General features: G+C 35.9%; 16 protein-coding genes and 1 pseudogene. 12 read left to right on the top strand and 5 right to left on the bottom strand.

Annotation, left to right across the window (positions count from 1 at the left end; genetic code table 11):
* The first annotated feature begins 300 nt into the window (after positions 1-300).
* Together AAIB49_RS11690 and AAIB49_RS11685 are read left to right on the top strand one after the other, a co-directional pair.
* Positions 301-510: an alpha/beta-type small acid-soluble spore protein gene (locus AAIB49_RS11690; protein ID WP_339216015.1), complete on the top strand. Its 210-nt coding sequence runs from the start codon at positions 301-303 to the stop codon at positions 508-510.
* 169 nt (positions 511-679) lie between these two features.
* Positions 680-880: an alpha/beta-type small acid-soluble spore protein gene (locus tag AAIB49_RS11685; protein WP_339216014.1), complete on the top strand. Its 201-nt coding sequence runs from the start codon at positions 680-682 to the stop codon at positions 878-880.
* 189 nt (positions 881-1,069) lie between these two features.
* On the opposite strand, the gene AAIB49_RS11680 is transcribed toward AAIB49_RS11685, so the two are convergent.
* Positions 1,070-2,167 (bottom strand): ABC transporter ATP-binding protein, encoded by a 1,098-nt coding sequence (locus AAIB49_RS11680; protein WP_343458136.1) that lies wholly within the window; start codon positions 2,165-2,167, stop codon positions 1,070-1,072.
* A 127-nt stretch (positions 2,168-2,294) separates the two neighbouring features.
* Positions 2,295-3,176 carry a PucR family transcriptional regulator gene (locus tag AAIB49_RS11675; protein ID WP_343458134.1) on the bottom strand — a complete coding sequence of 294 codons (882 nt, stop codon included), beginning with the start codon at positions 3,174-3,176 and terminating at the stop codon, positions 2,295-2,297.
* A gap of 250 nt (positions 3,177-3,426) precedes the next feature.
* Here AAIB49_RS11675 and AAIB49_RS11670 point away from each other — a divergent pair, with 250 nt between their 5' ends.
* A complete protein-coding gene (locus AAIB49_RS11670) occupies positions 3,427-3,777 on the top strand; it encodes a YlbF/YmcA family competence regulator (protein WP_339216008.1) in 351 nt (116 codons plus the stop codon).
* Positions 3,778-3,919: 142 nt separating this feature from the next.
* A complete protein-coding gene (locus AAIB49_RS11665; RefSeq protein WP_339216006.1) occupies positions 3,920-4,693 on the top strand; it encodes an enoyl-CoA hydratase in 774 nt (257 codons plus the stop codon).
* A 297-nt stretch (positions 4,694-4,990) separates the two neighbouring features.
* On the opposite strand, the gene AAIB49_RS11660 is transcribed toward AAIB49_RS11665, so the two are convergent.
* Positions 4,991-5,176: a YhzD family protein gene (locus tag AAIB49_RS11660; protein ID WP_339216004.1), complete on the bottom strand. Its 186-nt coding sequence runs from the start codon at positions 5,174-5,176 to the stop codon at positions 4,991-4,993.
* Between the two features lie 164 nt (positions 5,177-5,340).
* On the opposite strand from AAIB49_RS11660, the gene AAIB49_RS11655 reads away from it, so the two are divergent.
* The 8 genes and pseudogenes from AAIB49_RS11655 (at position 5,341) to AAIB49_RS11620 (ending at position 13,581) form a co-directional block, all read left to right on the top strand.
* Positions 5,341-5,550, top strand: a complete 210-nt coding sequence (locus AAIB49_RS11655; RefSeq protein ID WP_339216003.1) for a helix-turn-helix transcriptional regulator — start codon at positions 5,341-5,343, stop codon at positions 5,548-5,550.
* Between the two features lie 20 nt (positions 5,551-5,570).
* A pseudogene (locus tag AAIB49_RS11650) lies at positions 5,571-6,002 on the top strand (ABC transporter ATP-binding protein); the annotation flags it as partial.
* Positions 5,995-7,236, top strand: a complete 1,242-nt coding sequence (locus AAIB49_RS11645; protein ID WP_343458132.1) for an ABC transporter permease — start codon at positions 5,995-5,997, stop codon at positions 7,234-7,236. The pseudogene AAIB49_RS11650 and the gene AAIB49_RS11645, both read left to right, overlap by 8 nt.
* 160 nt (positions 7,237-7,396) lie before the next feature.
* Entirely contained in the window at positions 7,397-8,617 is a 1,221-nt protein-coding gene (locus AAIB49_RS11640; protein ID WP_343458131.1) for a metallophosphoesterase family protein, read from the top strand.
* A gap of 7 nt (positions 8,618-8,624) precedes the next feature.
* Positions 8,625-11,600, top strand: a complete 2,976-nt coding sequence (locus tag AAIB49_RS11635; RefSeq protein ID WP_343458130.1) for an ATP-binding protein — start codon at positions 8,625-8,627, stop codon at positions 11,598-11,600.
* Positions 11,601-11,724: 124 nt separating this feature from the next.
* Positions 11,725-12,273 (top strand): GbsR/MarR family transcriptional regulator, encoded by a 549-nt coding sequence (locus AAIB49_RS11630; RefSeq protein ID WP_339215991.1) that lies wholly within the window; start codon positions 11,725-11,727, stop codon positions 12,271-12,273.
* A gap of 92 nt (positions 12,274-12,365) precedes the next feature.
* On the top strand, positions 12,366-13,307 hold the full coding sequence (gene yhaM / locus AAIB49_RS11625) for a 3'-5' exoribonuclease YhaM (RefSeq protein WP_343458137.1): 942 nt from the start codon (positions 12,366-12,368) through the stop codon (positions 13,305-13,307).
* Between the two features lie 76 nt (positions 13,308-13,383).
* On the top strand, positions 13,384-13,581 hold the full coding sequence (locus AAIB49_RS11620; protein ID WP_186869323.1) for a sporulation YhaL family protein: 198 nt from the start codon (positions 13,384-13,386) through the stop codon (positions 13,579-13,581).
* Between the two features lie 49 nt (positions 13,582-13,630).
* Here the strand turns inward: AAIB49_RS11620 and AAIB49_RS11615 are convergent, their stop codons facing one another.
* Both AAIB49_RS11615 and AAIB49_RS11610 read right to left on the bottom strand, forming a co-directional pair.
* Positions 13,631-14,521 (bottom strand): peptidylprolyl isomerase, encoded by an 891-nt coding sequence (locus tag AAIB49_RS11615; protein ID WP_343458129.1) that lies wholly within the window; start codon positions 14,519-14,521, stop codon positions 13,631-13,633.
* A 524-nt stretch (positions 14,522-15,045) separates the two neighbouring features.
* On the bottom strand, positions 15,046-15,585 hold the full coding sequence (locus AAIB49_RS11610; RefSeq protein WP_343458128.1) for a DUF3267 domain-containing protein: 540 nt from the start codon (positions 15,583-15,585) through the stop codon (positions 15,046-15,048).
* Positions 15,586-15,788: the final 203 nt, after the last annotated feature.

Genomic DNA, 15,788 nt, shown 5'->3' with positions numbered 1-15,788 from the left:
CCAAGGGCTAAAGAGTCTATTTAGTAGATATCAAACGTTACGTTGGACTTAGATGGAACCGCCGTATACGGAACCGTACGTACGGTGGTGTGAGAGGTCGGAGGTTAATCGCCTCCTCCTACTCGATTACCTTTCCTCAACAATAGCCGTTTATTTGCCACTATATCAATGCTCCATATCTATCTAAAACGTTACTTACCAGCGAATTATATACATATATAGTTAACCACAATTTACCAATGTTTTTTTGTGATAAGTTTTTTACTTCTGCTCACAATATAATTACAGGAGGTGATAAACATGGCTAACAACAACAGCAATAACTCAAACCAATTAGTAGTACCTGGTGCTGAACAAGCTTTAGAACAAATGAAAATTGAAATCGCTTCTGAGTTTGGTGTAAACCTTGGTGCTGATACTACTTCTCGTGCTAACGGTTCTGTTGGTGGGGAGATCACTAAGCGTTTAGTACAAACTGCTCAACAACAATTATCTGGTAGAATTCAATAATGACTGGCTATAAGGGGGGAGCCCCCCTTTTAAAAACCGTTCTAATAGGGAAAGTCTCTGGCTTTCCCTTTAGCTTTCTATTTTTTCATAAAAACCTATTATTGCCATTCATTTCTTGTGATAAGATAGCATGTTCTGTTCACACTAACTAGTACAGGAGGTGATAAATATGGCTAACAACAATTCAAACCAATTACTAGTACCAGGAGTAGAACAAGCACTTGAGCAAATGAAATATGAGATTGCTTCTGAGTTTGGTGTTACTCTAAGTGCTGACAATACTTCTCGCTCTAACGGTTCTGTTGGTGGAGAAATTACTAAGCGTCTAGTACAAACTGCTCAACAACAAATGTCTGGAAAAACTCAATAATAATGGCTAGGAGTAGTAAAGCTCCTTAAAATAGAAGGAAAAGTCCTAGTGGGCTTTTCCTTTTGTATAATTGTTACCTGTATTATTTACAAATTTATTGAAATAATTCCCTAAAATTAACAAAATATATGTCTGGTAATAAAATAAAGCTCGTTATTATTAAAAATAACGAGCTCAATCTTTGATATGTTATTTTATTCTCTCTTCTGTTTCGGCGTCGAAGAAGTGTACTTTGTTCATGTCTAGTGCTAGGTCTATCGTTTCTCCGCCATTAATATCAGTTCTTGAATCCACACGAGCAATGAAATCTTGCTCATTTATTTTAGAGTATAAGAATGTCTCTGCTCCCATTAATTCCGCAACGTCAATATAAGCTGATATTTTAGTATTAGGAGAGGATTCGATAAATATTAACTCATCGTGAATATCCTCTGGACGTACACCTAGAATGACTTCCTTGTCTGCATAGCCTTTTGCCTTGATATCCTTTAGTTTTCCTTCTGGGATTCTAATCTTTACGTCATCCATTACAAAATCAGAGCCTTTTACTACTCCTGTAAAGAAGTTCATGGAAGGTGAGCCAATAAATCCACCAACAAATACGTTATTAGGATTATCATAAACCTCTTTAGGTGCACCGACTTGTTGGATAACACCATCTTTCATGACCACTAAGCGCGTAGCCATCGTCATTGCTTCTGTTTGGTCATGGGTTACATATATCGTCGTTGTCTGTAAGCGTTTGTGAAGCTTCTGGATTTCTGCACGCATTTGTACACGTAATTTCGCATCTAAGTTTGATAATGGTTCATCCATTAAGAATACTTTTGCATCACGGACAATCGCACGACCTAATGCAACACGTTGACGTTGTCCACCGGAAAGAGCTTTTGGTTTACGATCTAAGTATGCTTCTAGACCTAAAATTTTTGCCGCGTTTTGTACACGTTTGTCAATTTCGTCCTTTTTAAACTTACGTAGCTTTAATCCAAAGGCCATATTATCATATACATTCATATGCGGATATAGGGCATAGTTTTGGAATACCATCGCAATGTCACGGTCTTTAGGAGCGACATCATTCATTTTCTTATCATCGATGTATAGCTCTCCGTCCGTGATTTCTTCTAGACCAGCAATCATACGTAATGTCGTGGATTTACCACATCCAGAAGGTCCGACAAAGACAATAAATTCCTTATCTTGAATGTGTAAGTTAAAATCATTAACAGCTACTACGTCCTTATCATACTTCTTTTGAATGTGTTCTAAGCGTAATTCAGCCATGTACAAGTCCCCCTTAAAAAATGAAAGCGTTTTTATAATCTAAATTAATTATAGTAAATAGGGCGGATGGACAAAATAGTAAACATGCACAAAGATATGGCTGCTCTTTGTGCATGTTTACATAAAGTTATTTATTTAACGCTAGGATGGCCAAATATACGGTAAGTGCTTGATGAAATATACGAACATCAATCCCCGTTTTTTCATAGAATTTATCAATACGGTATTGCAGGCTATTTCGGTGCATATATAGTTTTTTGGCAGCGACAGAGACATTTAGATTACTCTTGAAGAAGACCTCCATCATCGTAATGAATTCGTTGTCTCGCTGGAATTCCTGTAGGATTAATTTAGGTAAATCTTTCATAATGGAAGAATCAACGTGATCAACTACTATATGTGGAATTGCCTCTAAAAAGCTTATAACATGAAGCTGTGTACTTTTAAACGATAGCTTTGCCCCAGCTTTTATTTGTTGATAATATTTTTTTATTCCTTCATTCGAATGGAAATAAGGACCTACAAAAAAGCGTATATTGATATATAAATCACTAATTAAAATATCAATAATTTCCTTGTATGAAATGGCATCTTCTAATTCAGGATAAAACGATTCGATGATAATACCTTCCTGCTCATTTTCCCATAAAATAGGAACTTCCTTTTCGAACAATTGATTAATAGCATCTTTAAATGCAGATAGTTCGATTTGATTGGATGGCAATTGGAAGTAGACAAATCGAAAGGTAGAATTGTTATTCGGACACTCATCAGTATGAATCCAATTTTTCCACTGCTTTTCTTCGTCTGTCATAGATGGAAACAAGTTATGATATGGAGTTAGAAACGTACTTAATAGAAGCAAATCTTTCTCCTGTAAATCATCTGGATGAATTCCGACTAATTGAGAGTCTGAAGTTAGGAACCATTTTAATCTATTATTTAATTTTGGTGGAATGGTTGTATAGTGTTCGAGAGAAGGAAAGTACGCTTTTAAATTATCAATCAATTAAAAAACCTCATTTTCATTAGAGTTATAGTAATTATACCAATATAATCGCTATTTAAAAAAGTATCATTTATGTCAGTAAAAATATATAACCAAGTCTGCTTGTCTCCAGTTAGCCTTTCGTAATCCCCGTATAGATAGTTCACCTAGTGTGAATCTTAACTTAATAATCAAAAGTTAATAGCTATTAGTATACATACCCCGTTACGTTTGATATAGTGGGGGTAATCTAATCAAGGAGGAATTTGTTTTGTCTAATATGTATGATAGCGCCTATGATTTAGAAAAGGCGATTCGTGATAGTGAGGAATTTAAAGGACTAAAGGACGCATTTGAAGCGGTTATGGGAGATCCAACTGCAAAGAAAACATTTGAAGATTTCCGTGATACACAAATGGAACTACAACAAAAGCAAATGCAAGGTCAAGAAATTACCGAAGAAGAGATTGACAATGCCCGTAAAGTAGTGGAATTAGTCCAACAACATGAGGCAATTTCACAATTAATGGAACATGAGCAACGTTTAAATACGGTAATTAATGAAATTAGCCAAATTATTACGAAGCCACTAGAAGAACTATACGGTTCTCAACAGGGTTAATATATGAAAGAGCGAGGAGAAATATCCTGGCTCTTTTTTTAATTCTTAAATTACGTACTACTTCAGCATAATAGCAGGAATTATCACCTTGTCTAGCGAATAATGTTATAGCACGTTCTAGTTAAATGAGGGGGGAATGAAAATGACGTTTGTGACATTGGAAAGTAAGGAGCATGTATCGTATATTACCTTAAATCGACCAGAGCGATATAATGCACTCCATAAGGAAATGCTTGAAGAACTTCTAATTACAATTGAAAAAGTGGAACAGAATAATGACAGAATTGTTATTCTTTCTGGGAATGGGAACGCCTTCTGTGCAGGTGGCGATATTGCCATGATGAAGGACTTTGCTGATAAAGCGTTCTTTGATCGTGTTATGGACACGATTGCTCAGATTGTGCGGAAACTTTACATGATGCCGAAGATCGTCATCTCCAGTGTTCAAGGCTCAGCTGCTGGATTAGGATTAAGCTTGGCACTAACTGCTGATTATGTTGTCGCGCACCAAGAGGCTAAATTTGGAATGTTATTTATTGGAGTAGGTTTAGCTCCTGATGGTGGGGGGCATTTCTGGGCGGAACAGCGTCTTGGGACACAGCAAGCGAAGCAATTTATTTGGGGAAATCCAAGACAGGTTAAAGCTACTGAAGCAAAAACAATGGGACTAGTAGATATTGTAACGGAAAAGGATGTATTGGAGGAGTCTCCTAATCTTGGGCAGCGGTTACTTGCTTCTCCACTTGAGGCAATGCTTAGAACGAAAATGACCTATCACAACCTGCATGTCGAAACATTAAATTATTATTTAGAAAGAGAAAAAGAGAACCAATGGCAGCTGAGAAGTACGGAGGATCATAAAGAGGGCGTACGCGCGTTTTTAGAGAAAAGGAAACCGAGCTTTGCCGGTAAATGAGAATATGAATAATTTGGAAGAATCGTAATCAGAGTAGTATGCGGAGGTAATTCCCCATCTGTCGATTTCTCAATAAAACGGATAAAGTCGTGAGAGACTCGTATTAGTTCGCGCGGCCTTCATTAAAAGTCACGCCATTATGGATGTGTCGCGCGACTTTTAATGAAGGCCGCGCTGTTTTTCTTCCATATTGCGCGACTTTTGTAATTCCGGCGCGATTTCCGAAGGTTTCCGCGCTATTTATACTTTGTGCCGCGTTATTTTAAGTACTAGCTAACCTTCTGAGTGTAATTTCTATTAACGGTGGAACAATACTAGCTTTGCCTCTGGTGAAACACATCGATGTGTATGCTCTAGATAACCTTTTTGTGCAAGTCGTTCTTCTCCTGTTTTTTTTGCTTCTTGATCATTGGCAGCTTGAAATGACTCATCCAATAATTTCTCCCCGGATTTATCAAAAACAGTTAATACATATGTCTTCATCGTTTCCCTCCTGAAGTTTTTCTTATTGTTTATTATTCGACTTTTATTAAAAAAATCCTTCTATATAAATGTATAGAATGTAAAATGTAAAGTTCCCTTGACTTTGATGCTTGATGTATAGTACACTTTACGTAAAGTTAACTTTACATGAAGCGGGAGATAGTATGAAAACATTAATTCGTGAAAAACGAACAGAAAGAAATATGACTCAGGAAGATTTATCACAGCTTTTAAAAGTATCGAGGCAAACCATAATCTCATTAGAAAAGGGGAAGTATAAGCCTTCTCTTGTACTTGCTCATAAATTAGCGCAAATTTTTGAATGTAGTATAGAAGAATTATTTATTTTTGAGGGGGATGAGAATGTTAAGTGAATTAGAGAACCCATGGGTAACCATTCTCAGGTTTAGATCCGATCAATGTAGAGTTGTTGAGGAAAGCTGTTGTCGATTTGAAAAATGAAGGAACTTCGATTGTCTTTTCATCCCATCGAATGGAACATGTAGAGGAATTATGTCAGCACCTATGTATATTACATAAAGGAACTCCAGTTGTGCAAGGGGCATTACGTGAGATTAAACGCTCCTTTGGTAAGAAAAACTTAATTATTCATGCTGATATGAGTTTAGATTTTTTAAAGACTATTCATGGTGTAGTCCACTACAAGCAGACTATGGAAGGCTGTTTAATACAGATTACCGATGAGGAAGTATCACAGGTTATTTTTCGTGAACTGCAAGGGAAGGGATTTGTGCGGAAATTTGATTTAGAAGAACCATCCCTAAACGATATCTTTATCGAGAAAGTGGGTGCTCACTATGAATAAGTTTTGGATTATGACAACTCATACGTATCTATCCAAATTAAAAACTAAAGTATTCTTTATTAGTACTGCTTTAATTCTTGCCTTTTTAGTTCTGATAGTAAACTTTGACTCGATTATTCTTACCCTTACTGGAGAAGATGAAGATAATATTGCTGTACTAGATGAATCAGGTGAGCTATTCGATTTGATGATCATACAGGAAAATAATGATGAACTTATCTTGGAACCTTTCACCCAGTCACTGGGAGAGGGCAAAGCATTAGTCAGTGATGGGAGCTATGATGCACTTATTACACTTGATTTAAACGAGGAAGGATTACCAGAGGCTACCTTTTATGCGAAAAATATGTCTGATAGTCAACTTCAAACAAAGGTTCAGCAGCAGCTGCAACAACTAAAGACAACTCTAGCAACAGCGCAATTAGGAATCGATCAAGTAGCTATAAATGAAGTGTTCTCACCGATAGCGATGGATACAGTTGCATTAGATGAGAGTGGAAAATCAGCAGAGGAAATGAATCAAGCACGGGGGATTGTCTATGTGATGCTGATTTTACTCTATATTGGTGTCATCATGTACGGTTCTCTCATAGCAACCGATGTAGCGACAGAAAAGTCCTCTCGAGTAATGGAACTATTAGTTTCTAGTGTTTCGCCAATTACCCATATGTTCGCGAAAATTATAGGAATCGCTTTATTAGGTCTAACACAGATATTTATCTTTGTATCATTAGCTTATATGATGTTGCAAGCAAAAGGGGAACAACTAAGTGAATTTCTTGGCTCGTTTGGCTTACAAGATGCCTCCTTAACCATTTTATTGTATGGCATACTATTTTACTTACTCGGATATTTATTATACGCCACATTAGCGGCTATGCTTGGATCGTTAGTTAGTCGAGTAGAAGAAGCTAATCAGATGGTTACACCAATTATTTTATTAATTGCAGTTGCCTTTTTCTTAGCGATGTTCGGAATGAATGTTCCTGAATCTTCCATTGTAACGATAACATCGTTTATTCCTTTTTTTGCACCAATGCTTATGTTTATTCGAGTTGGTATTTTGGATGTTCCAATCTGGGAAGTGTTTCTGTCTGTAGGAATTCTAATAGGAACCATTATTCTATTTGCCATTGTTGGTGCGAAGGTCTATAAAGGTGGCGTGTTAATGTACGGAAAATCTAGTTCTTTTAAAGATATTAAAAAAGCTATTTTATTGACGAGAAAAGAATAATGGTGTTTAGAGGATTATTAATGATAGACTAGGAGGGCATATATAGCATAAAACCGCTAATTAAAGCGGTTTTTTCTATGGAGAAATTTTGTGGATCTAACTACGAACGTGCATTCGTCTTTGGGATTTGATAGAATAAAATGAAAGAGGAGGGATGATATTGGAAAAGAAGATTTCCTTTATTCATGCAGCGGACCTACATTTGGATAGCCCTTTTAAAGGATTATCGGATGTAAATGAAACAGTATTCCAAGAGATACGGCAAAGTACGTTTACAGCACTTAATAATTTAGTAGCTGTAGCCATTAAGAAAAAAGTAGATTTTGTTTTGTTAGTGGGAGATTTATTTGATAATGAAAAGCAAAGTTTAAAAGCACAGATTAGCTTACGGAACGCCTTCGAAGAATTACAGCGCCATCACATTGATGTGTATGTATCGTATGGTAATCATGATTATGTAGAAGGGAATCGGTATCCCATTACCTATCCAGAGAATGTTCATGTCTTCCCTGATGAGCAGGTACGCTCCTTTACGTATGAAAAAGATCATATTCCATTAGCTACTATCTATGGATTTAGTTATGAGCGTCGAGCGGTAGTGGAGAACAAGGTGAATCAGTATAAAAAAGTAGACGAGCAAATTCCTTTCCATATTGCTATGCTCCACGGAAGTATAGAAAGTAACACCGAACACGATACATATGCACCATTTAAACTAGGTGAGCTTCTAGAAAAGGATTTTGATTATTGGGCACTAGGTCATATTCATAAGCGAGCGGTATTAAAGGAGAATCCTTCTGTCGTATACCCGGGCAATATTCAAGGGCGAAATAGGAAGGAATCGGGTGAGAAAGGGTGTTATTACGTTGAGATGGTCAAAGGAAAGCAATCATTAGAATTTATTCCATTGAACGCAATTGAGTATGGTCACATAACAATAGATGTGTCAGAATGTGAGACGATTCATCAGGTTGAACAACGAATAACAAAGCAACTGAAAGAGTTAGATGTTGCACTACCCCTATTAGTTGACTTGGAGTTACACAGCAACAAGGATACAATACTTGAATGGAAGAATGAAAATCTATTACAAGAAATAGTAGAGATATGGAATGAGAGCTTTAGCCAGCAGAAAAACTGGATCTATATATTTCGATATACAAGTAAATATACCAACATAGCATTACCAAACTTGAGAGGGGAGCATTTTCTCGGCGAACTAACGATGAACGTAGACCATTTCTCCTCACCTTCACACCTAACAGACTTATATCAACATAAAGAAGCGAGAAAGTATTTGGATGTTTTATCGGAGGAAATGGAAGAACAGATTAAAAAGGAAGCTTATGAGCTTGTTTTACATGAGCTGATGAAGGAGTGATGCTTTCATGAAACTACTTCAAGCAACTATTTATGGTTTTGGAAAATGGGTTGATTATCATATTGATTTTAGTAAAGATTCATTCCTAACAATATATGGAGAAAATGAGTCTGGGAAAACTACTCTGCAGCGTTTTATTTTATTTATGTTATTTGGAATGCCACCGAAACAGCGCAAATTTTATCAACCGAAAACAAGTAGTAAGATGGGTGGGAGTTTGACGGTTTTTGATCCTGAAGTGGGCATTTACACAATTGAACGATTAGCTGACACGCGAAATGGAGTAGCAATATGCCATACAGCGGATGGGGAAGAACATGATGAAAATTGGCTTCGTGATAAACTACATGGGATAGATGAGAAAACCTATCAAGCGATCTTCTCTTTCTCAGCTGCTGATTTGAGCAGGTTACAAGATGTAAAGCAAGAGAATATTAGTGAAATATTACTAGGAATTGGTCTCACAGGATCGTCGAAAATACATTCTATTGAAAAAAGGCTCGACCAACGAATAAGTGATTACTTTAAGCCCTATGGAAAAAATCCTGTAATTAATCAACAATTAGTGAAACTTGAACAACTTCATGTCCAGTTACATGAGCTAGAGAATGAAGAATCCACCTATCGGGAAAAAAAGAATGCCATTATAGAGCTGGAAACCGATATTGAACACATTACCCAACAAATGAAGGAGTATAAACAAGCTCGGTACCAGTTGGATAAACTGATGCAAGTCTTGCCACAAGTTGAAGCATACAAGCAATATCAGCTAAGACTAAATGAATTACCAGAAGAAATTCCTTTTCCTGAGGAAGGAATAGAACGGCTAGAGTCATTAAAAGATAAATGGTATCCTCTAAAAAGTGAAAGGAATGTTTTAGAAAGAAATAGAGAAAAGCTTATTAGAGAACGAAAAGAAATACAAGACAAAAATAATGATTTTCCTTATGAAGAAGCGGTAGCTGTTTGCTCCAAATTTGCAGATTATCAAAAAGTGAAGGAAAATTTAACCACGATTCAAGAGCAAATTAAAACACTAGATGCGGAAATTAATACAGGAATAACGGAATTAAATATTGGGTTAACCAAAGATGACTTAGCCGAGCTTTCTCTCCCGTTCCATTTGGAAAAGCAGTGGGCTGATTTGAAACAGACGTATGAGAGTTTAAAGCAGCAGCTAGAGGTAAACAAGGATAGTATACAGCTTCAACAAGCAAAACAGAATAGACTAGAACAAGAATTACAAGATATTGAGTTATCCTTACTTAAGCCAGAGGAAAGAAAAGAGCTTGAGGAAGTAATGGAAGCATATAAAGAATCGAAATTACTTCATGCCTTACAAAAGGAGCATATAGAAAAACAAAAAAATTGGAGCAAGACAAGGCAACAAACGAATAAGCGGATAGGGCTTTTCTTAAGCTTAAGTGTTTTCATTGGTACTTTCTTCGGTATACTAGCATTCGTGCTTAAAGACTATGTATATGTTAGTATAACTGCTGTGAGCCTACTTTTTGGAGTCACACAATGGATCTATGGTAAAAAATCGATTCATCATATGGAAGCAATGCTCAGACAGACTATTCATCCACAATCCGACAATATCGTGATTACCGAGGATGAAAGAGCGAAGGCTGCGAAGATCCTTGAAATAAATCGAGAAAACTTACGAGATATTGAATTATTAGAGGACAAATTAAGAGATTCTGATATTACGCTGAATCAATTAAGAGAACAGAAAATCTTATTGGAACAACGAGAATTGGAATTGGAAAAAGAAATAGCTAATCAAAGACATATATTTACTTTTCTCTCTCATGTTGAGGTGGTATACTGGCAGGAGTTATTTCATTCATTAAGAGGATTATTGAAAGATGTTAAACAAGTAAATGAATTACAAATACAAGAACATGAGCATAATCAAGAGCTAGAACGCTATCAGGAGACGGTTAATCGATTTTTCGAAAGACATCATATTGAAAACACACCTCGAACACTATTAGCAAAATTAGAGTTTTTAGAGCTAGGGATTGAACAATTTCGCCACCGAGAAAAACAGCTTCACCAAACGAAACAATCGTTAAGGGAAGTAGAGAAACAATTAAATGAAATAGTAATGAAGTGTGACACGTTAGAACAAGAAATGAATTCACTCTTTAAGGTTGCCAAGGTAAAAGATGAAGAAGCGTATTACTTGAAAGCGAGAGAGTTAAAAGAGCAACAGGAACTTGTGAATCATTGTGAGCAAATAAAAGCACAGTATTCTAGCTTTTTTACGAAGGAAAGATGGGAAGAGATAGTAGCTTGTCCACCCAAGCTTAGTAGTATTGAGCTAGAAGTGACGGAGATTCTTCAGGAAATCCAACAATTGGAGGAAGAAAGGGAAAAGAAACGTAATCAATTAGCCCAATTGAAGCTAGACATCAAGCGATTAGAAGCTTCCGAAACGTATTCGGAAATGATCCATAAGTTTGAGCAAGAAAAGGAAAAGTTAAGGAAGCTTGCTCGTGAATGGGCTATTCATAAAGTAGCAAAAGAGTTACTCACGGAAACGAAAGGAAACTTTCGAGATAAATATTTATCTAAAGTGATGGAAAAGACAACACATTTTTTCCAGCTATTAACCAATCAGGTCTATATCAACGTTTATCCACCAGTAGCGGATAAGCCGTTTGTAGTGGAGCGAGTAGACCATATTCGTTTTCAGGTACAGGAATTGTCACAAGGAACCATAAACCAATTATATGTGGCACTACGATTAGCAATTAGTCTCGTAATGAGTGAAAGCTTGCGAATGCCATTTATAATGGATGATGCGTTTGTTCACTTTGATGTGGTAAGATATGATCGAATGATTTCGATTCTAAATGAGATATCAAAGCAGCATCAAATTCTATTATTTACGTGCAAAGAGGATATCCCATCGAGAATGGACAATAAGAACTTAATCCGGTTGACAAATACTGTACCCTTAGTAGAAAATTAGTAATAAAATAATGTATACGAGTTACTAGTTAGAAAGCTAATGGATTGGATCATACGAGATGATATAGCTTTATTTATATCATGTGTTGGGCTTCGTATATCAAGCATAAATGGAGGTACATCCGGTGACAGAGGACAAAGATAGTAGAGAATGGGAAAAACATGAAGAAACAATTGAAAAGTTCATCCAAACAATAGCGAAGAATATGAACTTATATGGCTTAACATCTTCCATAGGTAGATTATATGGGGTTCTATATTTTTCTGATGAGCCGATGACATTAGATGATATGCGAGAAGCTCTTGAAATGAGTAAGACAAGTATGTCTACGGGCGTAAGAGCATTATCCGATATGAAAATGGTAGAAACTGCCTTTAGAAAGGGAATCCGTAAAGATTTGTATCGTTCCGAGGAGGATTGGTATAAATCCTTTACTTCCTTATTCGGCAATCGATGGAGAAAGAATACAGAATCAAATATCGAAGAGGCTGAAGAGACGTTAGAGGAGTTAAGAAAGCTATATGATGCTACAGAAGACGAAGAACTAAAAGAGAGAATTGAACGCGATATGGACCGCTTAGAATATGCGAAGAATTATTATAAATGGCTAATGAATTTCATCCATGTCGTGGAGTCTGGTAAGATATTCGAATATATACCGAAGAACAATTAAAAGATGTTAACAGCTGAGATTGACGTTTGCTTTTTGAATGCAAGTCAATCTCATTTCTATTATGGGGGAGGAACGATAACATGATAAAAGGAATGGGAAAAGGGATTGGCCATCATCAAATAGGAGATTCATTTGAAGGATTTGTCCTAATAAAGGATGCAACGAAAGGAACGGCAAGTAATGGTAAACCGTTTTTAACACTTGTATTACGAGATGCAACAGGGGAAATCGAAGCAAAGCTTTGGGACGTGACTGGGGAAGATGAAGCACTGTTTGTTCAGGAACAAATTATTCGCATTACTGGTGAAATAAATCAATTTCGTGGGAAACCTCAAATGCGAATCAATTCGATTCGACTAGCACAGGCGACAGATGGTATTCAAGTTGCTGATCTTCTAGAAAAAGCCCCCGTAGAACGGGAAGAGCTGATGACTAGGCTGACAGAGATTATTTTTGAAATGCAAAATTCAACGATTCAGCGAATTGTTCGAGCAATTATTAAAAAGTATCAAGAACCACTATCCCTTTATCCAGCAGCTACACGTAACCATCATGAGTATGTGTCTGGTCTTGCCCATCATATTGTCAGTATGTTAAAAATCGCTAGGGAATTATGTGACCTATATCCACAAGTAAATAAGGACCTTTTATATGCTGGCATTATATTACATGATATTGGTAAGTTAAAAGAGTTATCTGGTGTTGTATCTACTACCTATACACTTCAAGGGAAATTACTTGGTCATATACCAATGATGGTAGAGGAAATTGGTCATATAGCAAGAGAGTTAGAAGTTGATGGAGAAGAAGTCCTTATCCTACAGCATTTGGTTTTATCACATCACGGAAAAGCCGAGTGGGGAAGTCCGACACCGCCATTAGTAAGAGAAGCGGAATTATTGCATTTAATTGATTTAATCGATGCAAAGATGAATATGTTAAATCGTGCATTAGATAAAGTGAAGCCTGGTGAATTTACGGAGCGTTTATATGCAATGGACAATCGTTCGTTCTATAAGCCTACGTTTGAATGAGCAGTTTTTTTAAGTAATATTCTACCCTCTTGTACATATAATTGGAGTAAGTAGCAATGGACAAGGGGGTAGAATAATGATATTTGGAATGCCTTGGTGGGTTTTCATGGTTATTTTATTTATTTTCTTTAGTGGTTATATGGCTTTTCGAGCAATGCGGGCGGAAAGGGCACTGGAGAAGCAATATATTGAACGTGAAGGACAAGTGTATATGAAAAGAATAGAGGAAGAACGTGAGCAACGTAGACAAGAACAAAAGGAAGTAACTAATTAGGTAAAAAAAGACTGCCACCAAATTCAGATTTGGTGGCAGTCTTCGTTTATTAACCTTGTGCTTCTGGAGCAGTGAACAGATCTTTGTATTCTTCGATTTTTACATCAACGCCAGCATCTTCAATAAGCTTGTCCAATTTAGATTGAACATCAGTGTAGTCAATTTGCTCTAATGCTAGTTGACGACGAATGTCTTCTTTTTTATCTTCGAAGGTAGGAATGTCTGTTACTTGGATGAAGTGTGTACCAAAGTTAGATTCAACAGGACCGCTAATTTCACCCTCTTCTAAACTAAAAGCAACATCTTCGAATTCCTTTACCATTCTACCGGTTGTGAAGTAACCTAAGTCGCCACCATTAGCAGCACTTCCATCATCAGAGTATTCTTTTGCAAGTTCTGCAAAATCTTCGCCCTCATCAAGTTTCTTTTGTACTTCTGCAACAAGTGCTTCTGTTTCTTCATCAGTTCTGTCCTCATTTTTTTCAATTAGGATGTGGCTTGCACGAATATCGATTTCTCGATTTTCTTTCATTTCATTGAATTTATCTTCAAGTTCTTCATCGGAGAATTCAATATCCTCAAACATTAGTTTTTCTTGCAGTAGTCTTTGATATGTTTGGTCACGGAATGCTTCTTCATCTGGATAACCTTGTTGTGTTAACCACATGGTGAACATATCACCTTGCGCATCTTTGGCTTCTTGTACCGCATTATCTAATTCTTCATCTGATACTTCATATTTATCTTCTAATACTTTAATGACAACCATATTGTAAAGCGCGCTTTCACCAATATAATTTTTCATTTCATTATAGAAGTCTTCCTTTGTGATGTCTCCTACGGTAGATTCTACAACTACCTCTGAATTTGCATCATTACTGCATCCAGATAATAATAAAACACCTGCTGTAATAGTTGCAGCGATTGTTAGTTTCTTCATTACATTACACTCCTAATCTCTTCTTTATTACTTCGTATAACTAATGATTAATATACCATAGTTTATCAATAAAATAATAGCTAAATCCAGGAATTACTTATTTTTTACACACTTTATCTTGAAATTGTAATGGAAAGTAAAAATGATGACATGGAGCTAGTTACCATTAGGACAAGTGATGTTTAAACCATAGCATTTAATACTTTAATGTATGAGGATACAAGTAAGATAAGTATCATAATATTAGTAAATCGAAATACAGTCGCTTGCTTGTTATCGTTCATCTCCAATTTTTTACAAAATTTATCTGTTAAAGAATTAAATATAACTAAAATGATAAATCCATAAATAAGAAAAATAAGGAACATACCTTACAACCTCCTCGTGCAATACTGCTTAATAATGCGTTATGTATAAAAAAACCATTAAAATGACATGATAGTAAGTTAGTACATATAAAATACTGTAACAAAAAATTCAATTATTGGATAGTAAAAAAGAAGAGGCAAGATTAGATGCCTCTTCTAGTTCGCTTTCAATAGTATATCAAAGCCTTGATCGTCTTTTTCCACAAAAGATTGTCTAGGTGCTTTGATAATATGTTTAATCGATAAAAAGTCTAAAAAGGACATGCCTACATTGATAGATGTGAATAAAAGAAAATAAACGTATATACTTGGAAAAAGTAATGATGCAATAATCCCTGGAATTGTTAAGACAATGGTAGGGGTTAGGGCTGATAAAATATAAGCATATTTCTTAATTCGCGCATCCGTATAGAAGGTAAATATCGGTAGTCCTCGTTTTCGATTAATTATTAATTTCATTTTTCTATTTATCATAATTAATGGTAAAATATGCAATAAAGAATGAAGTGTTGGCAATAAGATGATTGCCAGTACAAATAGGAAAATTCCTGAATCACTAACTAAATTACCTTGATGTAACATGGAGAATGGTACATAAAGTATGATAAAGGTTATAAGACTAGTAAAACAAGATATTAAATTAATCCATCTCATACCATATTGCTTATTTAAATTAACAGATTTCCAGCAATTCATATTATGCCTTCTCCTTCACTTGTTATGTTAGACTATGAATGATTGTCTAAAGGAATGACTATTAATTCTAAAGCCTTATTGATGATAGTATCTTATAAAGGAAATTGCAATAGGATTTACGAAAAAAAATTATATAAAAATACTAGCAATTGAAAATATATTCTGATAACTATGAAAAGAGTGGGCGAAAGAGGGGGTTCGAG

The sequence above is a fragment of the Ornithinibacillus proteolyticus genome (assembly GCF_039581225.1).
Lineage (GTDB): Bacteria > Bacillota > Bacilli > Bacillales > Amphibacillaceae > Ornithinibacillus > Ornithinibacillus massiliensis.
Note: the sequence above shows the minus strand (reverse complement) of the source record. Positions and strands in the feature narration are given on the sequence as shown.

Coding starts and splice junctions, on each gene's coding strand:
- AAIB49_RS11620 (WP_186869323.1), top strand. CDS start 13,384: ATGATATTTGGAATGCCTTGGTGGGTTTTCATGGTTATTTTATTTATT.
- AAIB49_RS11660 (WP_339216004.1), bottom strand. CDS start 5,176: ATGAAGACATATGTATTAACTGTTTTTGATAAATCCGGGGAGAAATTA.
- AAIB49_RS11610 (WP_343458128.1), bottom strand. CDS start 15,585: ATGAATTGCTGGAAATCTGTTAATTTAAATAAGCAATATGGTATGAGA.
- yhaM (WP_343458137.1), top strand. CDS start 12,366: ATGGGAAAAGGGATTGGCCATCATCAAATAGGAGATTCATTTGAAGGA.
- AAIB49_RS11680 (WP_343458136.1), bottom strand. CDS start 2,167: ATGGCTGAATTACGCTTAGAACACATTCAAAAGAAGTATGATAAGGAC.
- AAIB49_RS11655 (WP_339216003.1), top strand. CDS start 5,341: ATGAAAACATTAATTCGTGAAAAACGAACAGAAAGAAATATGACTCAG.
- AAIB49_RS11685 (WP_339216014.1), top strand. CDS start 680: ATGGCTAACAACAATTCAAACCAATTACTAGTACCAGGAGTAGAACAA.
- AAIB49_RS11645 (WP_343458132.1), top strand. CDS start 5,995: ATGAATAAGTTTTGGATTATGACAACTCATACGTATCTATCCAAATTA.
- AAIB49_RS11690 (WP_339216015.1), top strand. CDS start 301: ATGGCTAACAACAACAGCAATAACTCAAACCAATTAGTAGTACCTGGT.
- AAIB49_RS11615 (WP_343458129.1), bottom strand. CDS start 14,521: ATGAAGAAACTAACAATCGCTGCAACTATTACAGCAGGTGTTTTATTA.
- AAIB49_RS11635 (WP_343458130.1), top strand. CDS start 8,625: ATGAAACTACTTCAAGCAACTATTTATGGTTTTGGAAAATGGGTTGAT.
- AAIB49_RS11665 (WP_339216006.1), top strand. CDS start 3,920: ATGACGTTTGTGACATTGGAAAGTAAGGAGCATGTATCGTATATTACC.